General features: G+C 73.3%; 22 protein-coding genes and 1 tRNA gene. 18 read left to right on the top strand and 5 right to left on the bottom strand.

The window, feature by feature from the left end; genetic code table 11:
- Window positions 1-46 precede the first annotated feature (46 nt).
- Window positions 47-1729: a glucose-6-phosphate isomerase gene (pgi, locus tag CCO02nite_RS07195; protein ID WP_146842449.1), complete on the bottom strand. Its 1683-nt coding sequence runs from the start codon at window positions 1727-1729 to the stop codon at window positions 47-49.
- Between the two features lie 110 nt (window positions 1730-1839).
- Complete coding sequence (locus tag CCO02nite_RS07190) at window positions 1840-3069, bottom strand: GNAT family N-acetyltransferase (protein ID WP_146842448.1); 1230 nt, start codon at window positions 3067-3069, stop codon at window positions 1840-1842.
- Between the two features lie 168 nt (window positions 3070-3237).
- On the opposite strand from CCO02nite_RS07190, the gene CCO02nite_RS07185 reads away from it, so the two are divergent.
- The 9 genes from CCO02nite_RS07185 (at window position 3238) to CCO02nite_RS15645 (ending at window position 12304) form a co-directional block, all read left to right on the top strand.
- On the top strand, window positions 3238-4416 hold the full coding sequence (locus CCO02nite_RS07185; RefSeq protein WP_371862493.1) for an ROK family transcriptional regulator: 1179 nt from the start codon (window positions 3238-3240) through the stop codon (window positions 4414-4416).
- A gap of 86 nt (window positions 4417-4502) precedes the next feature.
- Window positions 4503-5834 carry an extracellular solute-binding protein gene (locus CCO02nite_RS07180; RefSeq protein ID WP_146842447.1) on the top strand — a complete coding sequence of 444 codons (1332 nt, stop codon included), beginning with the start codon at window positions 4503-4505 and terminating at the stop codon, window positions 5832-5834.
- A gap of 172 nt (window positions 5835-6006) precedes the next feature.
- Window positions 6007-6984 carry a carbohydrate ABC transporter permease gene (locus CCO02nite_RS07175; RefSeq protein WP_146842446.1) on the top strand — a complete coding sequence of 326 codons (978 nt, stop codon included), beginning with the start codon at window positions 6007-6009 and terminating at the stop codon, window positions 6982-6984.
- Window positions 6981-7892 carry a carbohydrate ABC transporter permease gene (locus CCO02nite_RS07170; protein ID WP_371862492.1) on the top strand — a complete coding sequence of 304 codons (912 nt, stop codon included), beginning with the start codon at window positions 6981-6983 and terminating at the stop codon, window positions 7890-7892. Before CCO02nite_RS07175 ends, CCO02nite_RS07170 begins: the two co-directional genes overlap by 4 nt.
- Before the next feature lie 52 nt (window positions 7893-7944).
- Window positions 7945-8886: an ROK family protein gene (locus CCO02nite_RS07165; protein ID WP_246117406.1), complete on the top strand. Its 942-nt coding sequence runs from the start codon at window positions 7945-7947 to the stop codon at window positions 8884-8886.
- Complete coding sequence (nagB, locus tag CCO02nite_RS07160) at window positions 8886-9668, top strand: glucosamine-6-phosphate deaminase (protein ID WP_146842445.1); 783 nt, start codon at window positions 8886-8888, stop codon at window positions 9666-9668. The genes CCO02nite_RS07165 and nagB overlap by 1 nt, the downstream gene beginning before the upstream one ends.
- 46 nt (window positions 9669-9714) lie before the next feature.
- A complete protein-coding gene (locus CCO02nite_RS07155) occupies window positions 9715-10101 on the top strand; it encodes a DUF3039 domain-containing protein (RefSeq protein ID WP_146842444.1) in 387 nt (128 codons plus the stop codon).
- Window positions 10098-11912 carry a DEAD/DEAH box helicase gene (locus tag CCO02nite_RS07150; RefSeq protein WP_146842443.1) on the top strand — a complete coding sequence of 605 codons (1815 nt, stop codon included), beginning with the start codon at window positions 10098-10100 and terminating at the stop codon, window positions 11910-11912. The genes CCO02nite_RS07155 and CCO02nite_RS07150 overlap by 4 nt, the downstream gene beginning before the upstream one ends.
- A gap of 239 nt (window positions 11913-12151) precedes the next feature.
- Window positions 12152-12304: a hypothetical protein gene (locus tag CCO02nite_RS15645; RefSeq protein WP_186812607.1), complete on the top strand. Its 153-nt coding sequence runs from the start codon at window positions 12152-12154 to the stop codon at window positions 12302-12304.
- Between the two features lie 34 nt (window positions 12305-12338).
- On the opposite strand, the gene CCO02nite_RS07145 is transcribed toward CCO02nite_RS15645, so the two are convergent.
- Window positions 12339-13694, bottom strand: coding sequence for a nicotinate phosphoribosyltransferase (locus CCO02nite_RS07145; RefSeq protein ID WP_146842442.1), 1356 nt, complete (start codon window positions 13692-13694; stop codon window positions 12339-12341).
- Window positions 13695-13753: 59 nt separating this feature from the next.
- On the opposite strand from CCO02nite_RS07145, the gene clpS reads away from it, so the two are divergent.
- The 7 genes from clpS (at window position 13754) to CCO02nite_RS07110 (ending at window position 19619) form a co-directional block, all read left to right on the top strand.
- Window positions 13754-14050 carry an ATP-dependent Clp protease adapter ClpS gene (gene clpS / locus CCO02nite_RS07140; RefSeq protein ID WP_146842441.1) on the top strand — a complete coding sequence of 99 codons (297 nt, stop codon included), beginning with the start codon at window positions 13754-13756 and terminating at the stop codon, window positions 14048-14050.
- A gap of 1 nt (window position 14051) precedes the next feature.
- Window positions 14052-14720: a DUF2017 family protein gene (locus tag CCO02nite_RS07135; RefSeq protein ID WP_146842440.1), complete on the top strand. Its 669-nt coding sequence runs from the start codon at window positions 14052-14054 to the stop codon at window positions 14718-14720.
- Window positions 14721-14730: 10 nt separating this feature from the next.
- Window positions 14731-15546, top strand: coding sequence for a glutamate racemase (gene murI / locus CCO02nite_RS07130; RefSeq protein ID WP_146842439.1), 816 nt, complete (start codon window positions 14731-14733; stop codon window positions 15544-15546).
- Window positions 15543-16328: an MBL fold metallo-hydrolase gene (locus CCO02nite_RS07125; RefSeq protein ID WP_146842438.1), complete on the top strand. Its 786-nt coding sequence runs from the start codon at window positions 15543-15545 to the stop codon at window positions 16326-16328. Before murI ends, CCO02nite_RS07125 begins: the two co-directional genes overlap by 4 nt.
- Window positions 16329-16400: 72 nt before the next feature.
- Window positions 16401-17252, top strand: a complete 852-nt coding sequence (gene rph / locus CCO02nite_RS07120) for a ribonuclease PH (RefSeq protein WP_146842437.1) — start codon at window positions 16401-16403, stop codon at window positions 17250-17252.
- A complete protein-coding gene (rdgB, locus tag CCO02nite_RS07115) occupies window positions 17249-17890 on the top strand; it encodes an RdgB/HAM1 family non-canonical purine NTP pyrophosphatase (protein WP_246117405.1) in 642 nt (213 codons plus the stop codon). The genes rph and rdgB overlap by 4 nt, the downstream gene beginning before the upstream one ends.
- On the top strand, window positions 17883-19619 hold the full coding sequence (locus CCO02nite_RS07110) for an ABC-F family ATP-binding cassette domain-containing protein (protein ID WP_146842436.1): 1737 nt from the start codon (window positions 17883-17885) through the stop codon (window positions 19617-19619). The genes rdgB and CCO02nite_RS07110 overlap by 8 nt, the downstream gene beginning before the upstream one ends.
- 1 nt (window position 19620) lies before the next feature.
- Here CCO02nite_RS07110 and CCO02nite_RS07105 read toward each other — a convergent pair whose 3' ends face one another.
- Window positions 19621-20175, bottom strand: a complete 555-nt coding sequence (locus CCO02nite_RS07105; RefSeq protein ID WP_146842544.1) for an NUDIX hydrolase family protein — start codon at window positions 20173-20175, stop codon at window positions 19621-19623.
- Window positions 20176-20260: 85 nt separating this feature from the next.
- Between CCO02nite_RS07105 and trxA the strand changes: the two genes are divergently transcribed.
- Together trxA and CCO02nite_RS07095 are read left to right on the top strand one after the other, a co-directional pair.
- Window positions 20261-20632 carry a thioredoxin gene (gene trxA / locus CCO02nite_RS07100; RefSeq protein ID WP_146842435.1) on the top strand — a complete coding sequence of 124 codons (372 nt, stop codon included), beginning with the start codon at window positions 20261-20263 and terminating at the stop codon, window positions 20630-20632.
- Between the two features lie 62 nt (window positions 20633-20694).
- Window positions 20695-21468 carry a YwiC-like family protein gene (locus CCO02nite_RS07095; protein WP_146842434.1) on the top strand — a complete coding sequence of 258 codons (774 nt, stop codon included), beginning with the start codon at window positions 20695-20697 and terminating at the stop codon, window positions 21466-21468.
- Between the two features lie 83 nt (window positions 21469-21551).
- Here the strand turns inward: CCO02nite_RS07095 and CCO02nite_RS07090 are convergent.
- A tRNA-Leu gene (locus CCO02nite_RS07090) sits at window positions 21552-21634 on the bottom strand.
- Between the last annotated feature and the right edge of the window lie 2 nt (window positions 21635-21636).

The raw sequence follows: 21636 nt of genomic DNA, 5'->3' as shown, positions 1-21636 counted from the left end.
GGGCGGTCGTGCGCCCGCACCCGCCGGCGTCATCGGCCGGGCGCTGTCAGGAGCGCAGCTCCAGGTACGTCGCGATGAGGGACCGCGTCGAGGGGTCCTGCGCCGCGAGCGCGGCGGCGTCGCCCTGGACCGCGGGCGCGATCTCGAGCGCGAGCTTCTTGCCCAGCTCGACCCCCCACTGGTCGTAGGAGTCGATGCCCCACACCGCGCCCTGGACGAACGTGATGTGCTCGTAGAGCGCGATGAGCTGCCCGACGACGGACGGCGTGAGCGCGGCGGCGAGGATCGACGTCGTCGGCCGGTTCCCGGTGAAGACGCGGGCCGGGACGATGTCCTCGGCCGTGCCCTCGGCGCGCACCTCGTCGGCCGTCTTGCCGAACGCGAGCGCCTTGGTCTGCGCGAAGAAGTTGGCCAGGAACAGGCCGTGCACGTCGACGCCGCCGTCCTGCAGCGGGTGCGCGGGGTTGGCGACCGCGATGAAGTCCGCCGGGATCAGGCGCGTGCCCTGGTGGATGAGCTGGTAGAACGCGTGCTGCCCGTTGGTGCCGGGCTCGCCCCAGAACACCTCGCCCGTCTGCGTGGTGACCGGCGTGCCGTCCCAGCGCACGGACTTGCCGTTCGACTCCATCGTGAGCTGCTGCAGGTACGCCGGGAACCGGTGCAGGTACTGCGCGTAGGGCAGCACGGCGTGCGTGTGGGCGCCGAGGAAGTTGACGTACCAGACGTTGAGCAGGCCCATCAGGACGGGCACGTTGCGCTCGAACGGCGTGGTCGCGACGTGCTCGTCGACCGCGTGGAAGCCCGCGAGGAAGTCGCGGAAGCCGTCCGGCCCGATCGCGATCGCGATGGACGTGCCGATCGTCGAGTCCACCGAGTACCGGCCGCCGACCCAGTCCCAGAACCCGAACGCGTTGGTCGGGTCGATGCCGAACGCCGCGACCTTGTCCAGCGCGGTCGAGACCGCGACGAAGTGCTTCGCGACGGCGGCGGTGCGCGCGTCGTCGTCGTCCGCGATCGCGCCCGCGGCCACGAGCCGCTCCCACAGCCACGTGCGCGCCAGACGGGCGTTGGTCAGCGTCTCGAGCGTCCCGAAGGTCTTGGACGCGACGATGAACAGCGTCGTCGTCGGGTCGAGGTCCTTGACCTTCTCGGCGAGGTCGGCGGGGTCGATGTTGGAGACGAACCGCACCTCCAGGCCGTCCTGCACGTACGGCTTGAGGGCCTCGTAGACCATCACGGGGCCGAGGTCGGAACCGCCGATGCCGATGTTCACGACCGTGCGCACGCGCTCGCCCGTCACGCCGGTCCACTCGCCCGAGCGCACCTTGTCCGCGAACGCCGACATCTTCGCGAGCTCCGCCTGGACGTCACCGTCCACGTCCTGCCCGTCGACGACGAGCGCGGGGGAGGCCCCCGCCGGCCGCCGCAGCGCGGTGTGCAGGACCGCGCGGTCCTCGGTCACGTTGATGTGGTCACCGCGCAGCATGGCCGCGAGCCGATCGGCGACGCCGGTCTGCTCGGCGAGCTGCACCAGCAGCGCGAGCGTCTCGTCGGTCACGAGGTTCTTCGACAGGTCGACGTGCAGGTCGGCGAGCTGCAGCGTGAGGCGCTCGGCCCGGCCCGGATCGGTGGCGAACCAGCCGCGCAGGTCGGGGGTGAGCGCCGCCTCGTGCTCGGACAGCGCCTCCCAGGCGCTCGTCGTGGTGGCGTCGATCGGGTGCGTGGACACGTGTGGTTCCCTCCGGGGCGGCGGTCGTTCAGCGATGGTTCCGCGATGGTTCCGCGGTGGTTCCCGACGACGGCGCCGGGCGGGGCCGCTGCGCGCGGCCGAGGTCCAACCTAGTGCGACCCGCCGGGCGGCTGCACAGGACCACCGGGCGGCAGGTGGCGCTGCCAGATCCCCATCGAGCCGTCGGGCGCGAAGCCCATCGCGACGTTGATCGCGAGCATCGGCGCGTTCTCGTCGGCGTTCACGGTGTGCACGCGCTCGAGGTACGGGCGGCGCCGGACGGCCTCGCGCAGGTTGGCGAGCTTGATCCGCAGGCCCAGCCGCCGGCCCCGGTGCTCGCGCAGGACGAGCGTGTCCTGCTGGAACGCGAACGGGATGTTCTCGAAGTCGGGCAGCTGCAGGATGGTGAACGCCGCGAGCGTGCCGGTCGACCGGTGCTCCGCGACGGAGAACAGCAGGATCTGGCGCTGATCGTCGTGCGCCGCGAGGTGGGCCTGTACGCGCGCGGCGTCCCAGGCCGCCTCGTCGACGTCGAGCCCACCCGTGGGGGCGTCGGTGGACATCCGGCCGAACAGGACCGCGAGCTGCTCGTGCCACTCCTCGGGGACCGTGTGCCACCACGTGTGCACTGTGTACGCGTCGGCGTCACGCGCGGCCGTGACCTGCGCGTCGAGGCGTGCGAACGTCTCGTCGGGAACGGGCAGGCGCAGGCACGACGAGCGGGCGACCTGCTCGAGCGTGTACCCGCGCCGCCGGGCCAGGCGCGCGGCGGGCGTCGTCGCGCCCACCCGGCCGCTGCCGGTCGAGGGCACGACGGCACCAGGCCCCGTGGGCGGCTCCGGCTCGGCGGCCGACTGGGCGATGACGGTGGTCCTGCCCTCGCGGGCGGCGATCGCCTCGCCGTCCGCGAGCAGCGCGGCGCCCAGGCCGTGACCGCGCGCCGCCGGTCGGACGAGTGCATACACCGACGCCGTGCGGGTGTTGTCGTGCCGGGGCAGGAAGGTCACGGCGGCGCCGATCACGTCGTCCGCCGTGGGGGTGGGACCGGTGCCGGAGCGCACGGCGACCCGCAGCACCCGCCGCTCGTAGGAGTCGTCGCGCAGGATCCCGACCCATACGGGCAGCGGAGCCCAGTGGTCGACGTACCCGCGCGAGTCCTGCTCGACCTCCCACTGCACCGCCGAGAGGCCCGCCTGGCCCCAGGCGACCTGCGGGTCGTCGAACGGCGTGCCCGGCCCCGTCGGGATCTCGAGGAGGTCCCAGGTGGGGGCCCCGCCGACGGGCTCGGCGGGGGCGGTGGGTGTGTCGGCAGGGGGCGTGGACGTGTCGGCGCTGCTCACGGCGTGCATCGTGACAGGTACGGCGTCGCGCTCGCACGACGTTTCCGACGGTGCGGGTGCGCGGATGCGCGGGTGCCGCGATTCGTCCGGGTGAACGGATGGTCACGATGTGGTCACGGTCACAGATCGGGGTTGACTTTGATTAATAAGGAAGTTCTACTAACAAACGTGACCACGACGACGAGCCCCGCCGCGATGCGTGCCGGAGCACCCCGCCGGGCCCTGCGGCCCACGGCGAAGGCGCTGCCCGAGCACGCTCGGGCGCACAACCGCTCGCTCGTCCTGGCGCACCTGTTCCACGAGGGTGCCTCGTCCCGTGCCGACATCGCGCGCTCCACGTCGCTGACCCGGGTGACCGTCTCGGGCCTCGTGGCAGACCTCATGGCCGAGGGCCTCGTCGAGGAGCTCGGCATCCGTGCCGAGGGCAAGGTCGGCAAGCCGGCGACGTTCGTCGCGATGCGCACCGAGTCGTTCCAGGTGGTCGCCGTCGACCTCGCCGACGACACGCGGATGCAGGGTGCCGTCGTCTCGCTCGTCGGGGAGGTGGTCTCGCGGCGCGAGGCGCCGCTCGACGGTGTGACGGGGGACGCGGCGGTCGACCTGCTCGAGACGCTGTGCCGCCAGCTCCTCGCGGACGCGCAGCATCCCGTGCTCGGCGTCGGCATCGCGTCGCCCGGCGTCATCGACACCGACGGCCGCGTCGTCGCGGCCCCCAACCTCGGCTGGTCCGACCTGCCGCTGAGCGCCCTGTTCGAGCGGCGGCTCGGCGTGCCGGTGCACGTCGCGAACGACGCCAACACGCGTGCGCTCGGCGAGTTCACGTACGGCACCGCGTCCGGTTCGGGCGCGATCGTCGTGACGGTCGGCCAGGGTGTCGGCTCGGGCGTCGTCGTGGACGGCGCGCTCGTCTCGGGCCGCCACAACGCGGCCGGCGAGATCGGCCACGTCACGGTCGTCGACGACGAGACCGCGGGCGAGACGCCCTACCCGTGCGCCTGCGGACGCAGGGGCTGCCTCGAGACCGTGCTGAGCGTGCCGGCCCTGCGCCGTCGCATCGCCGGTCTCGACCCCCAGGACTCCGACGCCGCCCTGGCGTCGGTCGGACGGTTGCTCGGCATCAGCCTGGCACCCGTCGTCAGCACGCTCGACCTCGAGGAGGTCCTGCTCTCCGGCCCGCCGGAGCTGCTGGACGGCCCCTTGCTCGAAGCGGCGCTCACCACCATCCGCGCGCGGACCATGCCCGTCATCGGGCACGAGCTGACGATGCGGATGGGCTCGCTCGACGAGGACGGGGTACTGGCCGGTGCGGCAGTCCTGGTCCTGTCAGGGCAGCTCGGGGTCACGTGACGACCCCGAGCCGCCCCCTTGCAGGTCGAAGCACCACCCGGCGACCGCCATCCGGCGTTCGCCTCGCTCACAGGAGGAACCCCAACGTGAAGATCCTACGTTTCGCGGCCCTCGGTGTGGTGGCGGCGCTCACGCTCACCGCGTGCAGCGGCGACGACACGCCGTCGGAGACGCCCACGGCCGGCGGTGAGACCTCCGCCGCCCCTGAGGCCGCCGAGATCACCCTCTGGCTGACGCCCGACACGATCCCCGCCGTCGGTGACTACCTGACGACGACGTTCGCGGCCGAGAACCCCGGTTCGACGCTCAAGATCGAGGAGGTCTCCTGGGGCGACCTCATCACCAAGCTGACGACCGCGCTGCCCGACGCCGCCAACACCCCCGACGTCGTCGAGATCGGCAACACCCAGTCGCCGACCTTCACGACCGTCGGTGCGTTCCGCGACCTGACCCCGATCTACGAGGAGCTCGGCGGCGAGAACCTGCTGCAGTCCTTCGTGGACGCGGGCACGGTCGACGGCAAGGTCTACGCGGTGCCCTACTACTTCGGCTCGCGCTACATGTTCTACCGCAAGGACATCTGGACGGCCGCCGGCCTCGAGGCGCCCAAGACGCTCTCCGAGTTCAGCGAGTCGGTCGCCAAGCTCCGGACCGACACGCAGTCGGGCTTCGCGATGGGCGGCCAGGACTGGCGCAACGGCATCTCGTGGGTCTTCGCCAACGGCGGCGAGCTCGCGACGGTGGACGGCACCACCTGGACCTCGACGCTCTCGGACCCCAACACCATCAAGGGTCTCGAGCAGTGGCAGGAGATCTACAAGACGGCGTCCAACCTGCCCTCCGAGCAGCGCGACGTGGCGTACTGGGACTTCCTGAACGACGGCACCAACGGCGAGCCGCCGGCCGCCGCGACCATCATGGCGCCGGGCTGGGCCCGCTGGTCGATCGGTGACATGACGACGAACGACGCCGGCGACGAGGTGCGCGACGGCATGGCCGACGACACCAAGTTCGACATCTTCGCCCTGCCGGGCGTCGACGGCGGCGTCGCGCCGGTGTTCGCGGGTGGCTCGAACCTCGCCATCTCGGCGAAGTCGGAGCACCCGGAGCTCGCGGAGAACCTGCTGCGCATCATGTTCACGCAGGAGTTCCAGGAGCTGCTGGGCAAGAACGGTCTCGGCCCGGCGAACAAGAACTACGTGAGCTCGCTCGGCGACGACAAGTTCGCGCAGACCGCGATCGAGACGGCTGCGAACTCCAAGCTCACCCCGGCCGCGCCGGGCTGGGCGGCCATCGAGGGCGCCTTCGTCTACGAGGAGCTCTTCCAGAAGATCGCCGACGGCGGCGACGTGGCGGCGCTGGCGACCGAGTACGACGCCAAGCTCACGCCGATGCTCAACGGTGGCGCAGCGGGCTGACGCCCGCCCCGTCACCCACGCCGGGGGCGCTCGCGCCCCCGGCACCCGGGGATCCTGCCGGACAGGGTCCTGATCCGGATCCTGACCCCCTCCGTCCGCGGGGACCGCACGGTCCCCGCGGACGGGCCCCGGCCGCACCGCTGCGGCCGAGCGCAGGAGAGAGAACCCCCCCATGTCCCAGAACGTCGCCCTTGGCGTGCCCTCGAGCGGGTCGCCGGCCCCCGCGGCCGGGCCCGCCGCGCAGGTCCCCGTGCCCTCGCGCCGCACCTTCAAGGCCAGCCCGTACCTGCTCCTGATCCCCGCGGTGGTCATCCTGCTGCTGGGCCTCGGATACCCGATCTACTGGCAGATCCTCAACTCGATGCGCCAGTACGGCCTCGAGCAGCAGTTCGGTCAGCCGGCCGTCTTCGTCGGGCTCGACAACTTCGTCCGGGTCTTCACGGCCCCCGACCTGTGGGCCGTCGTGGTCCGCTCGATCGCGTTCTGCCTGGTCAACGCGTTCCTCACGGTTGCCCTCGGACTCGGCTTCGCGCTGTTGATGCGCGCGGTGAACAAGGTCGTCCGGATCATCCTGCAGGTCTCGCTCCTGCTCGCCTGGGCGATGCCGATGGTCGCGGCCGTCACGGTCTTCAAGTGGCTGTTCGACTTCCGCACCGGTGTCGTCAACTGGTTCCTGACCTCGATCGGCCTCGACTTCTTCCAGGGCTTCTCATGGCTCGCCAAGCCGTGGAGCTTCTTCTTCGTCGCGACGGTCATCATCGTGTGGATGTCGGTGCCGTTCGTCGCACTGTCGATCTACGCGGGCCTGACGTCGGTCCCCGACGAGGTCCTCGAGGCCGCCCGCATCGACGGCGCCGGCCCCTGGAACATCACGATGCGGATCCTGCTGCCGATGATCCGGCCGGTGATCTCGATCGTGCTGCTCCTGCAGATCATCTGGGACCTGAGAGTGTTCGCGCAGATCAACCTGCTGCAGCAGTCCGGGGCGCCCGTCTCCGAGACGAACCTTCTCGGCAACTTCATCTACCAGATGGGCATCGGCAAGGGTGACTTCGGCGGGGCGGCGGCAGTCGCGCTCTTCGTCCTCGCGCTCACCGTCGTGCTCAGCTGGCCGTACGTCCGCAGCCTCATGAAGGAGGACGCGCTGTGAGCACCGCGACCGCCCCGTCGATCCACCTGCACGCGAGCGACGTCGCCCGCACTCAGCACGCCCCCGGCGCCCGGCGCCGCAAGATCGGCAAGATCCTGCTGAGCCTCCTCGCGATCGGCATCTCGCTCGCCTGGATCTTCCCGGTCTACTGGATGGTGCTGTCCGCGTTCACGCCGAACGCATGGCTGCGCACGACGACCCCGGAGTTCCTCCCCGTCCACGCGACGCTCGCGAACTTCCGCGCCGCGATGTCGGGTGACGGCTTCTCGAACTCGCTCAAGATGAGCGTCGTCATCACGATCACGACGGTCGTCGCAGTCCTGGCGTTCGCGTTCCTCGCGGCGCTCGCGATCAGCCGCTGGCGGTTCAAGGGCCGCACGACGTTCATCCTGGCCGTGCTGTTCGTCCAGATGCTGCCCGCGGAGGGCCTGTTCATCGCGCAGTACAAGATGCTGTCGAACGCCAACCTGCTGAACTCCGTGATCGGCATCTCCGTGCTGTACACCGCGGCGATCGTGCCCTTCACCATCTGGATGCTGCGCGGCTTCGTCGCCGGCGTCCCGGCGGACCTGGAGGAGGCCGCCATGGTCGACGGGCTGTCCCGGTTCCAGGCCTTCCTGCGGATCACGTTCCCGCTGCTCGCGCCGGGTCTCGTCGCCTCGGGTGTGTACGCGTTCCTGCAGGCCTGGAACGAGTACACCGTCGCGCTGATCGCCCTGCCGTCCGGTGACCGGGCGACCTTGCCCCTGTGGCTGAGCAACTTCCTGTCCGCATCCGCGCAGCGCGGTGTCGACTGGGGTCAGGTGATGGCCGCGTCTACGCTCATCGCGATCCCGGTGATCGTGTTCTTCCTCTTCGTCCAGAACCGGATGACCTCCGGCCTCGTGTCGGGTGCCGTCAAGGGCTGACGCCCGGCACCGCGAGCTGGCCGGCATCGAGATTCGGGACGAGAGGACGGACGTGAACAGCACCCAGTGGTCGGTGGGCGTCGACATCGGCGGCACCAAGTCGCTGGCGATCCTGCTGGACGGGGCCGGGAGCGTCGTGGCGGAGCACCGCACGGCGACCCAGCCCGGCGCCGCGGCGGTCGCGGCCGGCGTCGTCGCGGCGGTGCGCGTGCTCGCGGCACGGATCGGGCTGCGGCCCGAGGACCTCGCGGGTGTCGGCGTCGGCGTGCCCGGGGTCGTCGACCCCGAGCACGGCACGGTGGAGAACGCCGTGAACCTCGGGATCGAGGTCAGCGTGCCGCTGGCGGCGATGATCAGCGAGCAGCTCGGCGGCGTGCGTGTGCGGGTCGAGAACGACCTCAACGTCGCGGTGCTCGGCGCCGCCCACCTCATCGAGACCGCCGGCGAGGGCCCCGCGGACGACCTCGCGTTCGTCGCGCTCGGCACGGGCCTCGCGGCCGGGCTGCTGCTCGAGGGGCGGCTGCGCCGCGGTCCGCACCTCGCGGCGGGCGAGATCGGTCATCTGCGCTACCTGCCCGACGGGCTGCCCTGCAAGTGCGGTCAGGTCGGTTGCCTCGAGCGGTACGCGTCCGGCTCGGCGCTCGACGCCCAGTGGCCCTCGCGCACCGGCCGGCCCGCCCCCGCCGAGGTGTTCGAGGCCGCGGCCGGCGGCGACGCGGTCGCGATCCGGATCCGCGACGAGTTCGTCGCGGCCGTCGCCGCGGCCGTGCGGATCCTGGTGCTGACGTGCGACGTGGACCGTATCGTCATCGGCGGGGGCGTGAGCTCGCTGGGCGCGCCGCTGCTCGACGCGCTCGTCGGTGAGCTCGACCGGCAGGCGGCGAGCTCACCGTTCCTCGCGGCGGCAGACCTCGCGAGCCGGGTGCGGCTCGCACCGCTGGGGGTGCCGGTCGGTGCGGTCGGCGCCGCCCTCGCAGGACGGAAGGATTCCTGATGGAGGTCGTCATCGCGCCGGGCCCCGAGCTCGCGCGCATCGCCGCCGACGCGATCGAGAAGCTGCTGCGGGTCCGTCCGCAGGCGGTCCTCGGCCTCGCGACCGGGTCGAGCCCGCTCGCGGTCTACGACGAGCTCGCCCGCCGCCACGAGAGCGACGGCCTCTCGTTCGCGCAGGCCAGCGCGTTCATGCTCGACGAGTACGTCGGGCTGCCGGCCCAGCACCCCGAGCGCTACCGCAACGTCATCGAGACCGAGATCGCGTCACGCGTGGACTTCGCGCCCGGTGCGGTGCACGGCCCGGACGGCCTGGCCGACGACCTCGTCGCGGCCTGCGCCGCCTACGAGCGGGCGATCGCGGACGCGGGCGGTGTCGACCTGCAGCTGCTCGGCATCGGCACGGACGGGCACGTCGCGTTCAACGAGCCGGGCTCGTCGCTCGCGTCGCGCACGCGCATCAAGACGCTGACGCGCCAGACCCGCGAGGACAACGCGCGCTTCTTCGGCGGCGATGTCGACCAGGTGCCCACGCACTGCCTCACGCAGGGCCTCGCGACGATCATGTCGGCGCGCCACCTCGTGCTGCTGGCGCAGGGCCGGGGCAAGGCGGAGGCCGTCCACCAGCTCGTCGAGGGGCCCGTCTCGGCCATGTGGCCGGGCACGGTGCTGCAGCACCACCCGCACGTCACGGTGCTCGTCGACGACGCCGCGGCCTCCCGTCTGCAGCTCGCGGACTACTTCCGCGAGACGTACGCGGCCAAGCCCGCGTGGCAGGGCCTGTAGCGGACGGCTCGTCGTCGTGTCGGAGCCCCGACGTAGACTCGCGGCCATGAGTGAGCCCCTGTCCCAGCCGTCCGGACCCGACGACCCGTTCGGTCCGGACCAGGGGAGCGGGGCCGGCACGGGCACGAGCGTCCTCGAGCGCATCGAGACCACCGAACAGACCGAGCCCGGGGACCACGAGCGCTTCGCGCACTACGTGCGCAAGGAGAAGATCACCGAGTCTGCCGTGACCGGCAAGCCCGTCATCGCGTTGTGCGGCAAGGTCTGGGTGCCGGGCCGTGACCCGAACAAGTTCCCGGTGTGCCCCGCGTGCAAGCAGATCTACGAGGGCCTGCGCCCGCCGCAGGACGGCGACGAGGGCTCCGGGGGAGCAGGCGGGGGCGGCGGCTCAGGCCGGCGCTGGGGCTTCGGTCGCGGCTCGTCCGCCCGTTGAGCGCGGACCCGCAGCCGCTCCCCACCAGCCACGCGTCGTCGTCGGCGGCATCGCACCTGCCGCCGGCGTTCCCGTCGCGTGCGCCGTGGGGAACGGCCGACAAGCTGCGTGCCTGGCAGGCCGACGCGCTCGTGCAGTACCGCGCGGCCGCGCCGCGGGACTTCCTCGCGGTCGCGACGCCCGGGGCCGGCAAGACGACGTTCGCGCTGCGTATCGCGACCGAGCTGCTCGAGGCGCGCATCGTGCGTCGCGTGACGGTCGTCGCACCCACCGAGCACCTCAAGCGCCAGTGGGCGGATGCGGCGGCACGTGTCGGCATCCGGCTCGACCCGGCGTTCACCAACGCGCAGGGCCGGCACGGCCACGGCTTCGACGGCGTCGCGGTGACGTATGCGCAGGTCGCGAGCAAGCCCGCGCTGCACGCCGCGCGCACGTCCGCCGCGCCGACGCTCGTCATCCTCGACGAGGTGCACCACGGCGGCGACGCGCTGTCCTGGGGCGATGCGGTGCGCGAGGCGTTCGAGGGTGCGACGCGACGGCTCTCGCTCACGGGAACGCCGTTCCGCTCGGACACGGCCTCGATCCCGTTCGTCACGTACGCGCCGGACGGCGAGGGCATCCGCCGGTCGGTCGCCGACTTCACGTACGGCTACGGCGACGCGCTGCGCGACCACGTCGTGCGCCCGGTGCTCTTCCTGTCCTACAGCGGCAGCATGCGCTGGCGCACGCGTGCGGGCGACGAGGTGAGCGCGCGGCTCGGCGAGCCGCTCACCAAGGACCTGACCGCGCAGGCCTGGCGCACCGCGCTCGACCCGGGCGGCGAGTGGATCCCGAGCGTGCTGGCCGCCGCGGACCGCAGGCTCACCGAGGTACGCCGGACGGTGCCGGACGCCGGCGCGATGATCATCGCGACCGACCAGACGGACGCGCGCGCGTACGCCGGGCACCTCGCGCGCCTCACGGGCGCCTCGCCCACGGTCGTGCTGTCCGACGACGACGGGGCGAGCGACCGGATCGACGAGTTCGCCGCGGGCGACTCGCGCTGGCTCGTCGCGGTGCGGATGGTCTCGGAGGGGGTCGACGTCCCGCGGCTCGCGGTGGGCGTGTACGCGACGAGCACCGCGACGCCGCTGTTCTTCGCGCAGGCGGTCGGGCGGTTCGTGCGCGCGCGGCGGCGCGGTGAGACGGCGTCGGTGTTCCTGCCGTCGGTGCCGCAGCTGCTGGCACTGGCGGGCACGCTCGAGCTCGAACGCGACCACGCACTCGACCGCCCCAGGACGGCGGAGGAGGACGGCGAGGGGTACGACCCCGAGGCCGGCCTGCTCGCCGCGGCGAACGCGGAGCGCAACGGGCCCGACGCCGTAGGCCCGGACGGTCTGCAGGGCACGTTCGAGGCGCTCGAGGCGCAGGCCTCGTTCGACCGGGTGCTGTTCGACGGGGGCGAGTTCGGCACCGGCGCGGACGTCGGGTCGGACGAGGAGCTCGACTTCCTCGGGCTACCTGGACTGCTCGAGCCGGACCAGGTCTCCGCGTTGCTGCGCCAGCGCCAGGCGGACCAGGTCAGCGGCCGGCGCAGGAGCGCCGCGGCGGCCGTGCCCGTCGAGGAGATGGACCACCGCAAGCAGGCCGAGCTGCGCAAGGAGCTCGCCCAGCTCGTCAGCGCCTGGGCGCGACGCAGCGGACAGCCGCACGGTTCGGTGCACTCCGAGCTCCGGCGCCGGTGCGGCGGTCCGGAGGTCGCGCTGGCCGACCCGGACCAGCTCACCGCGCGGGTCGCGATGGTCCGCGGGTGGTTCGTCGGCAAGCGCTGATTCATACTCCTGCCGTCGAAGGGACGGCAAGGGTTGTCTCAGAACGCGGACACGAGCACGTCTGGCGTCGTCGCAGGTCAGCGCGCTGGACAAATGCCCACGTAGCAGCGACGGGCGAACGCGCAAGTTCTGCACCCCGCGTGCGGGGGGCGCGCTCCGCTGCGAGGCTCGTCGTATGTCAAGGGTGCCGGGTACCCCCGGGGAACGCCCTTCTGGTGACCGTACGAAAGGGTCAACCCATGCCCGCCTGGCTCATCCTCATCCTGGTCGGCGTCGTGCTGCTCGTCCTGGGCGTCGCGACCAACATCGGCTCGTTCCTGATCTGGATCGGCGTGATCGTGCTCGTCGTCAGCCTCGTCCTCGGCCTGGTGGGCCGAGGACGCAGAGCCTGACCCGACCGGCTGCGGCCGGTCGCACGCGCGGGGTTCAGCCCTGCAGCCTCAGCTCCACCGTCGGCACCGCGGCCTCGTCGGCCGACAGCCGCCGCGCCCCGCGCGGCAGCTCGTCCCGCGAGGCGCGGTGCCGACGTGCTGCGGCCACCACGGCGTCGGGACCGATCCGGCTCGGGTCCACCACGCCGGCCGAGATCAGCGGCACATGCAGCGCACGCAGACGGTCGGCTCCCTCGACGCCCTCGTCCCCGCCGGCAGGGGCGGTCCACGCCCGCACGAGCTCGTCGGGCCCCTGGACCAGCACCTCGGCCACCGCGCGACCGTCCGCGCCGAGCCGGCGTGCCGCGGCCTTGCGACCACCGACCGACGTCTTCGCGGTCGACGCCTTCGCGACGGGCCGCATCCGGCCGTCGACCTCCTCGCGTGCGACGAGCTTGTAGACCATCCCGCACGTGGGCGCGCCCGAACCCGTGACGACGGAGGTCCCGACCCCGTAGACGTCGACCGGCGCGACCGCGAGGGCGGCGATCGCGTGCTCGTCGAGGTCGGAGGTCACGACGATCTTCGTGTCGTGCGCACCCGCGGCGTCGAGCTGGTGGCGCACCTCGCCCGCCAGCCCGGCGAGGTCGCCCGAGTCGAGCCGCACCGCTCCGAGCGAGGTCCCGGCCGCCGCGAGCGCGCGCTCGACGCCGGCCCGCACGTCGTACGTGTCGACGAGCAGCGTCGTCGCGGCGCCGAGCGAGGCGACCTGGGAGGCGAACGCGGCCGCCTCGTCGTCGTGCAGGAGCGTGAACGCGTGCGCGGCCGTCCCGATCGTCGCGAGCCCGTAGCGCCGCCCGGCCTCGAGGTTCGAGGTCCCCGCGAACCCCGCGACCACTGCCGCACGTGCGGCAGCCACCGCCGCCTCCTCGTGCGCGCGTCGCGAGCCCATCTCCAGGCACGGCCGGTCGACGGCGGCGCTCGTCATGCGCGAGGCCGCGGACGCGACCGCTGAGTCGTGGTTGAGCACCGAGAGCGCGAGGGTCTCGAGGAGGACGGCCTCGGCGAACGTCCCGGACACCACCAGCACGGGCGACGACGGGAAGAACACCTCGCCCTCCGCGTACCCGACGACGTCGCCCGTGAACCGGTAGTCGGCGAGGTAGGCGAGCGTCGGGTCGTCGACGATGCGCTCGTCGGCCAGCCAGTCCAGCTCGGCGGTCCCGAACCTGAAGTCCGCGAGCGACTCGAGGAACCGGCCCGTCCCCGCGACCACGCCGTAGCGGCGGCCGGGCGGGAGACGGCGCGTGAACACCTCGAAGACGCAGCGGCGGCTCGCGGTGCCGTCGCGCAACGCCGCCTGCAGCATCGTGAGCTCGTAGCGGTCGGTGAGCAGCGAGGTCGGCGACATGACCCCACGCTAGGACCGGGGCGGTGCCGACCGCCCGTCGGCGTGCCTAGAGTGGGCGCGTGACCGCCGCTTCGCCTGACGTCGACGAGGTCGTCGAGACCTCGGCGGACACGCGCACCGACGACCCGTGGGTGACGATCGTCTGGAACGACCCGGTCAACCTCATGAGCTACGTCTCCTACGTGTTCGAGACCTACTTCGGGCACCCGCGGCAGGAGGCGGAACGGCTCATGCAGCAGGTGCACACGCAGGGCAGGGCGGTCGTCTCGCGCGGGACGCTCGAGGCGATGGAGGTCGACGTGCAGGCGATGCACGGGTTCGGCCTGTGGGCCACCTTCCAGCGTTCGGGGCAGTGACGTGCGGCCGTTCGTCGCCCGGGACGGGCACTACGTCGCGCGTCTCGACGAGACCGAGCGCGCGGTCCTCGCGGACCTGACCGAGGGCGTCGCGACGCTGCTCGGCGCCCCGGACCTCGACGACGAACCGGCCGCGCGGGACTGGCCGCCCGCGTGGGCGGCGGAGGGTTCCGACGAGGACGCCGGGCGCTCGCCCGACGCCGCCGACCACTCGGACCCCGCCGTGCGCCGGCTGCTGCCGGACGGTTCGCGCGACCCCGCGGAGGCGGCCGAGTTCCGCCGGCTCGCGGGCGAGGACGTGCGCCTGCGCAAGGTCGACGGCCTGCGGACCTGGCGGCGCGCGCTGCACTCGCCCCAGGGCCGGCGCGGCAACGAGGTCGTCGTCACGCCCGCGCAGGCGGACGCGGTCGCGGCCGCGCTGACCGACCTGCGCCTGGTGCTCGCGGAGCGCCTCGAGATCCGCACCGAGCAGGACACCGACCGCCGCTACGCCGAGGCCGCGGCCCCCGACCCGCCCGGGCTCGACGAGGCCGAGATCGCGCGACGGGCCGTGCGCCGCGCGTTCGTCGCGATGTACGACGTGCTCTCGGTCCTGCAGGAGACGCTCGTCACGGCGATGCTCGCCGACGCGAGGCGACGCACGTCACGGGGCCGGGCCGGCGCCGGTTAGGCTCGACGGCGTGAACGACGCCCCCATCGGGATCTTCGACTCCGGCGTCGGGGGGCTGACGGTGGCACGCTCCATCCTCGACCAGCTGCCGCAGGAGTCGACCCTCTACATCGGTGACACGCTCAACACGCCGTACGGCCCCAAGCCCCTCGCGGCCGTGCGTGCGTTCGCGCTCGAGGTCATGGACGACCTCGTCGACGCGGGCGTGAAGGTGCTGGTCATCGCGTGCAACACCGCCTCGGCGGCCATGCTGCGTGACGCGCGCGAGCGGTACACGCTGCGCCGTGGCATCCCCGTCGTCGAGGTGATCCTGCCCGCCGCGCGGCGCGCGGTGGCCGCGACGCGGACCGGGCGCATCGGCGTGATCGGCACGCGCGCGACGGTCGAGTCGCTCGCGTACGACGACGCGTTCGCGGTGGCCCCCGGCGTCTCGCTCACGACGCAGGCGTGCCCGCGTTTCGTCGAGCTGGTCGAGGCGGGTGTGACGTCGGGACCGGAGGTGCTCGCGGTCGCGCACGAGTACCTGGACCCGGTGCGCGAGTCGCAGGTCGACACGCTCGTCCTCGGTTGCACGCACTACCCGCTGCTCACGGGCGCGATCTCCTACGTCATGGGCGAGGAGGTCACGCTCGTCTCGAGCGCGGAGGAGACCGCCAAGGACGTGTACCGCACGCTCGTCGCGCACGGGCTCGAGCGCGCACCCGAGGCCGGCGCGCCGACGCACCGCTTCCTCGCCACGGGCGACCCCGAGGGTTTCCGCACGCTCGCGCGTCGGTTCCTGGGCCCGGAGGTCGACGCCGTCGAGCCCGCGGGAGCGCTGCGATGAGGCTCGTCGTGCTCGGGTGCGCCGGGTCGTACCCGGCGCCCGACGCCGCGGCCTCGTCGTACCTCGTGCAGGCCGACGACGAGGACGGCCGCACCTGGTCCGTGCTCCTCGACCTGGGCAACGGCGCGCTCAGCCCGCTCCAGCGCTTCGGCGACCCGACCGCGCTCGACGCGATCGCGCTCTCGCACCTGCACTCCGACCACGTCGCGGATCTCGTCGTGCTCAACGTCCTGCGCCGCTACCGGCCGGACGGGCCGCTGCCACCCGTGGACGTGTGGGGGCCCGTGGGGACCGCCGAGCGGCTCGCGCAGATGGCGGGCAAGGACCCCGCGACGGACCTCGACGGGCAGTTCCGGTTCCGCACGTGGGACCCCGCCGCACCCGTCGTCGTCGGGCCGCTCACGCTCACGCCCGTCCCGGTCGAGCACCCCGTGCCCGCGTTCGGTGTGCGCGTGACCGGACCGTCCGACGAGCTGCCCGCACGCACCGTCTCGCTGGGCTACACGGGCGACACCGACGAGTGCGCCGGCCTCGACGAGCTCGCGGCGAGCGACCTGCTGCTGTGCGAGGCCGGTTTCCGCGACGTGCTGGACGACGAGCTTCGCGGCATCCACCTCACGGGCGCGCGGGCCGGGGCCGCGGCGGGCCGGGCCGGCTCCGGACGGCTCGTGCTCACGCACCTGACCGCGTGGGAGGACCCCGCCGAGGTCGTGTCCTGCGCCGCGCGTGCGTACGCCGGGCCGATCGACCTCGCGACCCCGGGGGCCACGTTCGTGCTGTGACTGGTGGGGAGACCGGTGGGGTGACCGGTCGCGGTCACGGAGGTGTCGGTCGCGCTCGTTAGGCTCGGGGCCATGTCTGCTTCTGCTGCGAGCTCCGTGCGCCCGGACGGGCGTCAGTCCGACGAGCTGCGCCCCGTGACCATCACCCGCCGGTTCCTGTCCGCCGGTGAGGGCAACGTCCTCGTCGAGTTCGGCGGCACCAAGGTGCTGTGCGTCGCCTCGTTCACGGCCGGTGTGCCGCGCTGGCGCAAGGGCTCCGGCGAGGGCTGGGTCACCGCGGAGTACGCGATGCTGCCGCGCGCGACCGACTCGCGCTCGGACCGCGAGTCCGTGCGCGGCAAGATCGGCGGCCGCACGCACGAGATCTCGCGGCTCATCGGCCGCTCGCTGCGCGCGGTCATCGACGTCGCCGCGCTCGGTGAGAACACCGTCGTGCTCGACTGCGACGTGCTGCAGGCCGACGGCGGCACCCGCACGGCCGCCATCACGGGCGCATACGTCGCGCTCGCCGACGCGGTCGCCTGGGCCCGTGAGCGCGGCCTCGTCGCATCGGACCGCAAGGTGCTGACCGACTCGGTCTCGGCCGTGTCGGTCGGCATCGTCGACGGCGTACCCGTGCTCGACCTGCCGTACGTCGAGGACGTGCGCGCCGAGACCGACATGAACGTCGTCGTCACCGGGTCCGGCACGTTCGTCGAGGTGCAGGGCACGGCCGAGCACGCGCCCTTCGCGCGCTCCGAGCTCGACGCGCTGCTCGACCTCGCGCTGATCGGCACGTCGCGGCTCGCCGCGGTCCAGGCGGCCGCGCTCGCGGCCGAGCCGGGCGACGGGTCCGCGACGCGCGCTGCCGGAGACCTCGCTGCCGGAGACCTCGCTGCTGGAGACCTCGCTGCCGGAGACCTCGCTGCCGGGGACGGCGCGTGAGCGTGCCTCCTACCGTGCCCACGGGTGTGCGGCTCGTCCTCGCGACGCACAACGCGCACAAGGTCGGCGAGCTGCGCGCGATCCTCGCGCCCGTGCTGCCGGGGCTCGACCCCGCCACGGTCGTCGGCGCGCGTGACGTCGGCGCCCCCGAACCCGTCGAGGACGGCGTGACCTTCGCCGCGAACGCGCTGCTCAAGGCGCGTGCCCTCGCGGCGTTCACGGGGCTGCCCGCGGTCGCCGACGACTCGGGCCTCGCGGTCGACGTGCTCGGGGGTGCGCCGGGCATCTTCTCGGCCCGCTGGGCGGGTCGCCACGGCGACGACGCGGCCAACCTCGCGCTGCTGCTCGCGCAGCTCGCCGACGTGCCCGACGAGCACCGCGGTGCGCGGTTCGTGTGCGCGGCCGCGCTCGTGACACCGGACGGGTTCGAGCACGTCGAGACGGGTGCGCTCGTCGGGACGCTCACGCATGCGCCGCGCGGGACCGGCGGGTTCGGGTACGACCCCGCGCTCGTGCCGCTCGGCGAGACGCGCACGTGCGCCGAGCTCACGCCCGACGAGAAGAACGCGATCAGCCACCGCGGCCAGGCGTTCCGCGCGCTCGCGCCGGTCGTCGCGCGGGTGCTGGGCGGTGCCTGAGCCGGGCGTCCAGCTCGTCGCGGACGCGGTCACGTTCGGCTACCCGGGTCGGCCCGTCCTCGACCGGCTGGACCTGACGGTCGCTGCGGGTCAGCGCATCGGGCTCGTCGGGGAGAACGGCGCGGGCAAGACGACGCTGCTGCGGGTGCTCGCGGGCGACCTCGTGCCGTCCTCCGGGCAGGTGCGGCGCGCCGGCACGCTCGCTGTCGTCGACCAGGAGCTCGAGGTGCGCCCCGGCGAGCGCATCGGCACGCTCGTCGGGCAGACGGGTGCGCGCGTACGTGCCGCGGCCGCCGCGCTCGACGCGACGATCCAGGGGTTCGACCACGAGGCGGGCGACCTCGGCGCGCTGACCGCGGCGCTCGCGCGCTACGAGCACCTCGCGGCGTGGGACGTCGACCGGCGCGTCGACGAGGCGCTGAGCCGGTTCGGCGCGCCGCGCGACCCCGATCGGCCGCTCGCGACGCTCTCGGTGGGCGAGCGCTACCGCGTGCGCCTCGCGTGCCGGATCGGCGAACGCGCGGACGTGCTGCTGCTCGACGAGCCCACCAACCACCTCGACGCGGCCGGGATCGACCACCTGACGCGCGTGCTGCGTGCGTGGTCCGGCGCGGTCGTGATCGTCACGCACGACCGTACGCTGCTCGACGACGTGATGACCGCGATCCTCGACCTCGACCCCGCGATGGACGGCCGACCGGCGCTGTACGGCGCGACGAGGTACGCGGACTACCGGTTCGCCAAGGATCAGATGCTGCGGCGGTGGCGTGCGCGGTACCGCGCCGAGCGCAAGCGCGCGGTCCGGCTGGCCGAGCGGCTCGACGCGTCGTACGAAGGGCTGTCCGACGAGTGGCGGCCCGGCAAGGGGTCGCAGAAGCACCGTCGGGCCACGCGTGCGCGGATCCACGTCAAGGCGGCGGACCGGCTGGTCCAGAAGCTCGAGGCCGAGGCCGTCGCGGTGCCGGTGCCGCCGCTCGCGCTGACGTTCCCGGACCTGCCGAGCCTGCCGCGGCGCGCCTCCACGGGCGCGGATGCCGACCGTCCGCTCGACCCGTCCGCCGACCACCGCACCGCCCACCGCGGCCCGCTGCTCGAGGTCCGGGCGCCGCGCGTCGCGGGTACGGGCCGGCCACGGCTCGACCTGCCGGGGCAGCGGATCGCGGTCGAGCCCGCCGGGCGGCTGCTCGTCGTCGGGCCCAACGGCTCGGGCAAGTCGACGCTGCTCGCGGCGCTGACCGGCGCTGTCCCGCTCGACCGCGGCACCCGCTCGCTCGCCGTGGGCGTGCGGCTCGGTGTGCTCGCCCAGGAGGGTCCGACCGAGCTCGCCGACCGGGCGCCCCGCACGGCGGGCCCGTCGGCCGGCTCGTCGGACGGCGTGACCGCGTTCGACGCCTACGCACGCCATGCGCTCGACCTGCTCGAGGCGGGTCTGCTCGACCCCGACCAGCTCGTCCCGGTCGCCGCGCTCGGCCTGCTCACCGAGGAGGACCTCGAGCGGCCGGTCCGGGAGCTGTCGGTCGGTCAGCGGCGCCGGTTCGACCTCGCGTGCGCGCTGCTCGCCGCCCCGCACGTGCTGGTCCTCGACGAGCCGACGAACCACCTGTCGGTCGGGCTCGTCGACGAGCTCACGGCCGCGCTGCGGGTCACGTCGGCCGCAGTGGTCGTCGCGACGCACGATCGTCGGATGCGGGCCGACCTCGCGGACTGGCCGGTGCTCGAGCTGGCGTAGGTCAGGGCAGGCGGCCGACGAACGCCATCGCCTGGCGCAGCAGCAGTCCCTGACCGCCGTTCATCTCCGCCTGCACGGCCTCGCCGCACACCTCCTCGGGTGTGAGCCACGCGAGGTCGATCGCGTCCTGCTGCGGGCGGCAGTCGCCGGCCACCGGCACGACGTAGGCGAGCGAGACCGCGTGCTGACGGGGGTCGTGGTAGGGCGTGACGCCCGGCGTCGGGAAGTACTCGGCGACGGTGAACGGCTGCGGTGACGCCGGGACCTGCGGCAGCGCGACCGGGCCGAGGTCCTTCTCGACGTGCCGCAGCAGCGCGTCGCGGATCCGCTCGTGGTACATCACGCGACCCGAGACGAGCGCGCGGGACATGACGCCCTCGCGCGTGACGCGAAGCAGCAGGCCCACTGCGACGACGTCGCCCGAGTCGTCGACCCGCACCGGCACCGCGTCGACGTACACGAGCGGCAGGTGCGTGCGGGCGTGCGCGATGTCGGCGGGGCTGAGCCAGCCCTCGCGGTCCTCGGGGTCCGTGGGGAACTCGGCGGAGGCGGTCACCGTGCAGTTGTACCCGCCCTCGTCGGGAATACCCAACCGCCGCGCGGCGCTGTACGGGCCGGACACCCCGATCGAAGGAAGCGTGATGGCGACCACCACCCTGACGGCCGAGAGCATCGGCCAGACCCTTGCCGAGAACGACATCGTCCTGGTCGACTTCTGGGCCGCGTGGTGCGGTCCGTGCCGGATGTTCGGCCCGGTCTTCGAGGCCTCGTCCGAGAACCACCCGGACATCGTGCACGCCAAGGTCGACACCGAGGCCGAGCAGGAGCTCGCCGCCGAGCTGCAGATCTTCTCGATCCCGACGCTGATGGCGTTCCGCGACGGCATCCTTGTCTTCAACCAGGCCGGCGCCCTGCCCGGGCCGGCGCTCGAGCAGGTCGTGCAGGCGGTCAAGGAGCTCGACATGGACGAGGTCCGTGCCAAGATCGCCGGCCAGCAGGACGCGCCCGCCTGACCGGACGGCGGGTAGGACCTTGGTCCCGGATCGGACGGGGCCGCGGCCGTGAGGATCACGGCGTGGTGACCACCAGCCCTGCGTCGACGGCGTCCCGGCGCCGCGGTCCCGGGTGGGTCCCGCGCGAGCACGGTGCGTGGGCGATGCTCGTCGTCCCCGTCGTCGTCGGCGCCGTGATCGCCGGGGCCACCTGGCGGCACGCCCTCCTGCTGATCACGTGGCTCGTCGCGTACCTCGCGTTCCACACCACCGGCCTCTGGCTCAAGGCCTCCCGCCGACCCCGCTACCTGCCGCCCGTGCGCGCGTACGGGGTGTCGGTCGTCGTCCTCGGGACCGCGCTCGTGGCGTCCGACCCCGCTCTGCTGCGCTGGGCGCCCGTCTACCTCGGGCTGCTCGCGGTGAGCTGGTGGTGCTCCGCACGACGAGCGGACCGTTCGTGGCTGAACGACGCCGTGACCGTCGTCGCCGCGTCGCTCATGACGGTCGTCTCGGCGGGGCTCGGCATCCCGACGACGCCCGCCGGCGCCTGGCCCGCGGCCGCGGTGCTCGGCGCCTACTTCCTGGGCACCGTCCCGTACGTGAAGACCCTCATCCGCGAGCGCGGTCGGCGATCCGTGCTGATCGTCTCCGTCGGGTACCACTCCGCGCTCCTGGCGGCCGCGGTCGCGATCGCGCTCCTGGGCGGACCGCTCTCGCTCGTCGTCCTCGCCGCGGGCCTGCTCGCCCGCGCCGTCCTGGTCCCGCGCCGGCGGCCGTGGCCCAGCGCCAAGGCGATCGGCCTGGGCGAGATCGCCGCGACGGCCGCGGTCACCGTCGTCGTCCTCACCCTCGTCTGAGCGGGGCGCTGCGAGCGGGAGCGGCTCGTCGAGCCCTGTCGGGTCGGCGACTGGGCCCTGGTCGTCGCCAGGGTCCCGGGTCGTGCGCGAGGCGGGACTTGAACCCGCACGCCCTTGCGGGCACCAGGACCTAAACCTGGCGTGGCTGCCGTTTCACCACTCGCGCGC

It is taken from the genome of Cellulomonas composti, assembly GCF_007990245.1.
In the GTDB taxonomy this organism is placed as follows: domain Bacteria; phylum Actinomycetota; class Actinomycetes; order Actinomycetales; family Cellulomonadaceae; genus Cellulomonas; species Cellulomonas composti.
This window is presented reverse-complemented; position numbering and strand designations above follow the sequence as displayed.

Bases quoted from the DNA above. Each gene is read 5' to 3' on its own strand.
- CCO02nite_RS07175 (WP_146842446.1), top strand. From the start codon at position 6,007: ATGTCCCAGAACGTCGCCCTTGGCGTGCCCTCGAGCGGGTCGCCGGCC.
- nagB (WP_146842445.1), top strand. From the start codon at position 8,886: ATGGAGGTCGTCATCGCGCCGGGCCCCGAGCTCGCGCGCATCGCCGCC.
- CCO02nite_RS07155 (WP_146842444.1), top strand. From the start codon at position 9,715: ATGAGTGAGCCCCTGTCCCAGCCGTCCGGACCCGACGACCCGTTCGGT.
- CCO02nite_RS15645 (WP_186812607.1), top strand. From the start codon at position 12,152: ATGCCCGCCTGGCTCATCCTCATCCTGGTCGGCGTCGTGCTGCTCGTC.
- CCO02nite_RS07145 (WP_146842442.1), bottom strand. From the start codon at position 13,694: ATGTCGCCGACCTCGCTGCTCACCGACCGCTACGAGCTCACGATGCTG.
- CCO02nite_RS07125 (WP_146842438.1), top strand. From the start codon at position 15,543: ATGAGGCTCGTCGTGCTCGGGTGCGCCGGGTCGTACCCGGCGCCCGAC.
- rph (WP_146842437.1), top strand. From the start codon at position 16,401: ATGTCTGCTTCTGCTGCGAGCTCCGTGCGCCCGGACGGGCGTCAGTCC.
- trxA (WP_146842435.1), top strand. From the start codon at position 20,261: ATGGCGACCACCACCCTGACGGCCGAGAGCATCGGCCAGACCCTTGCC.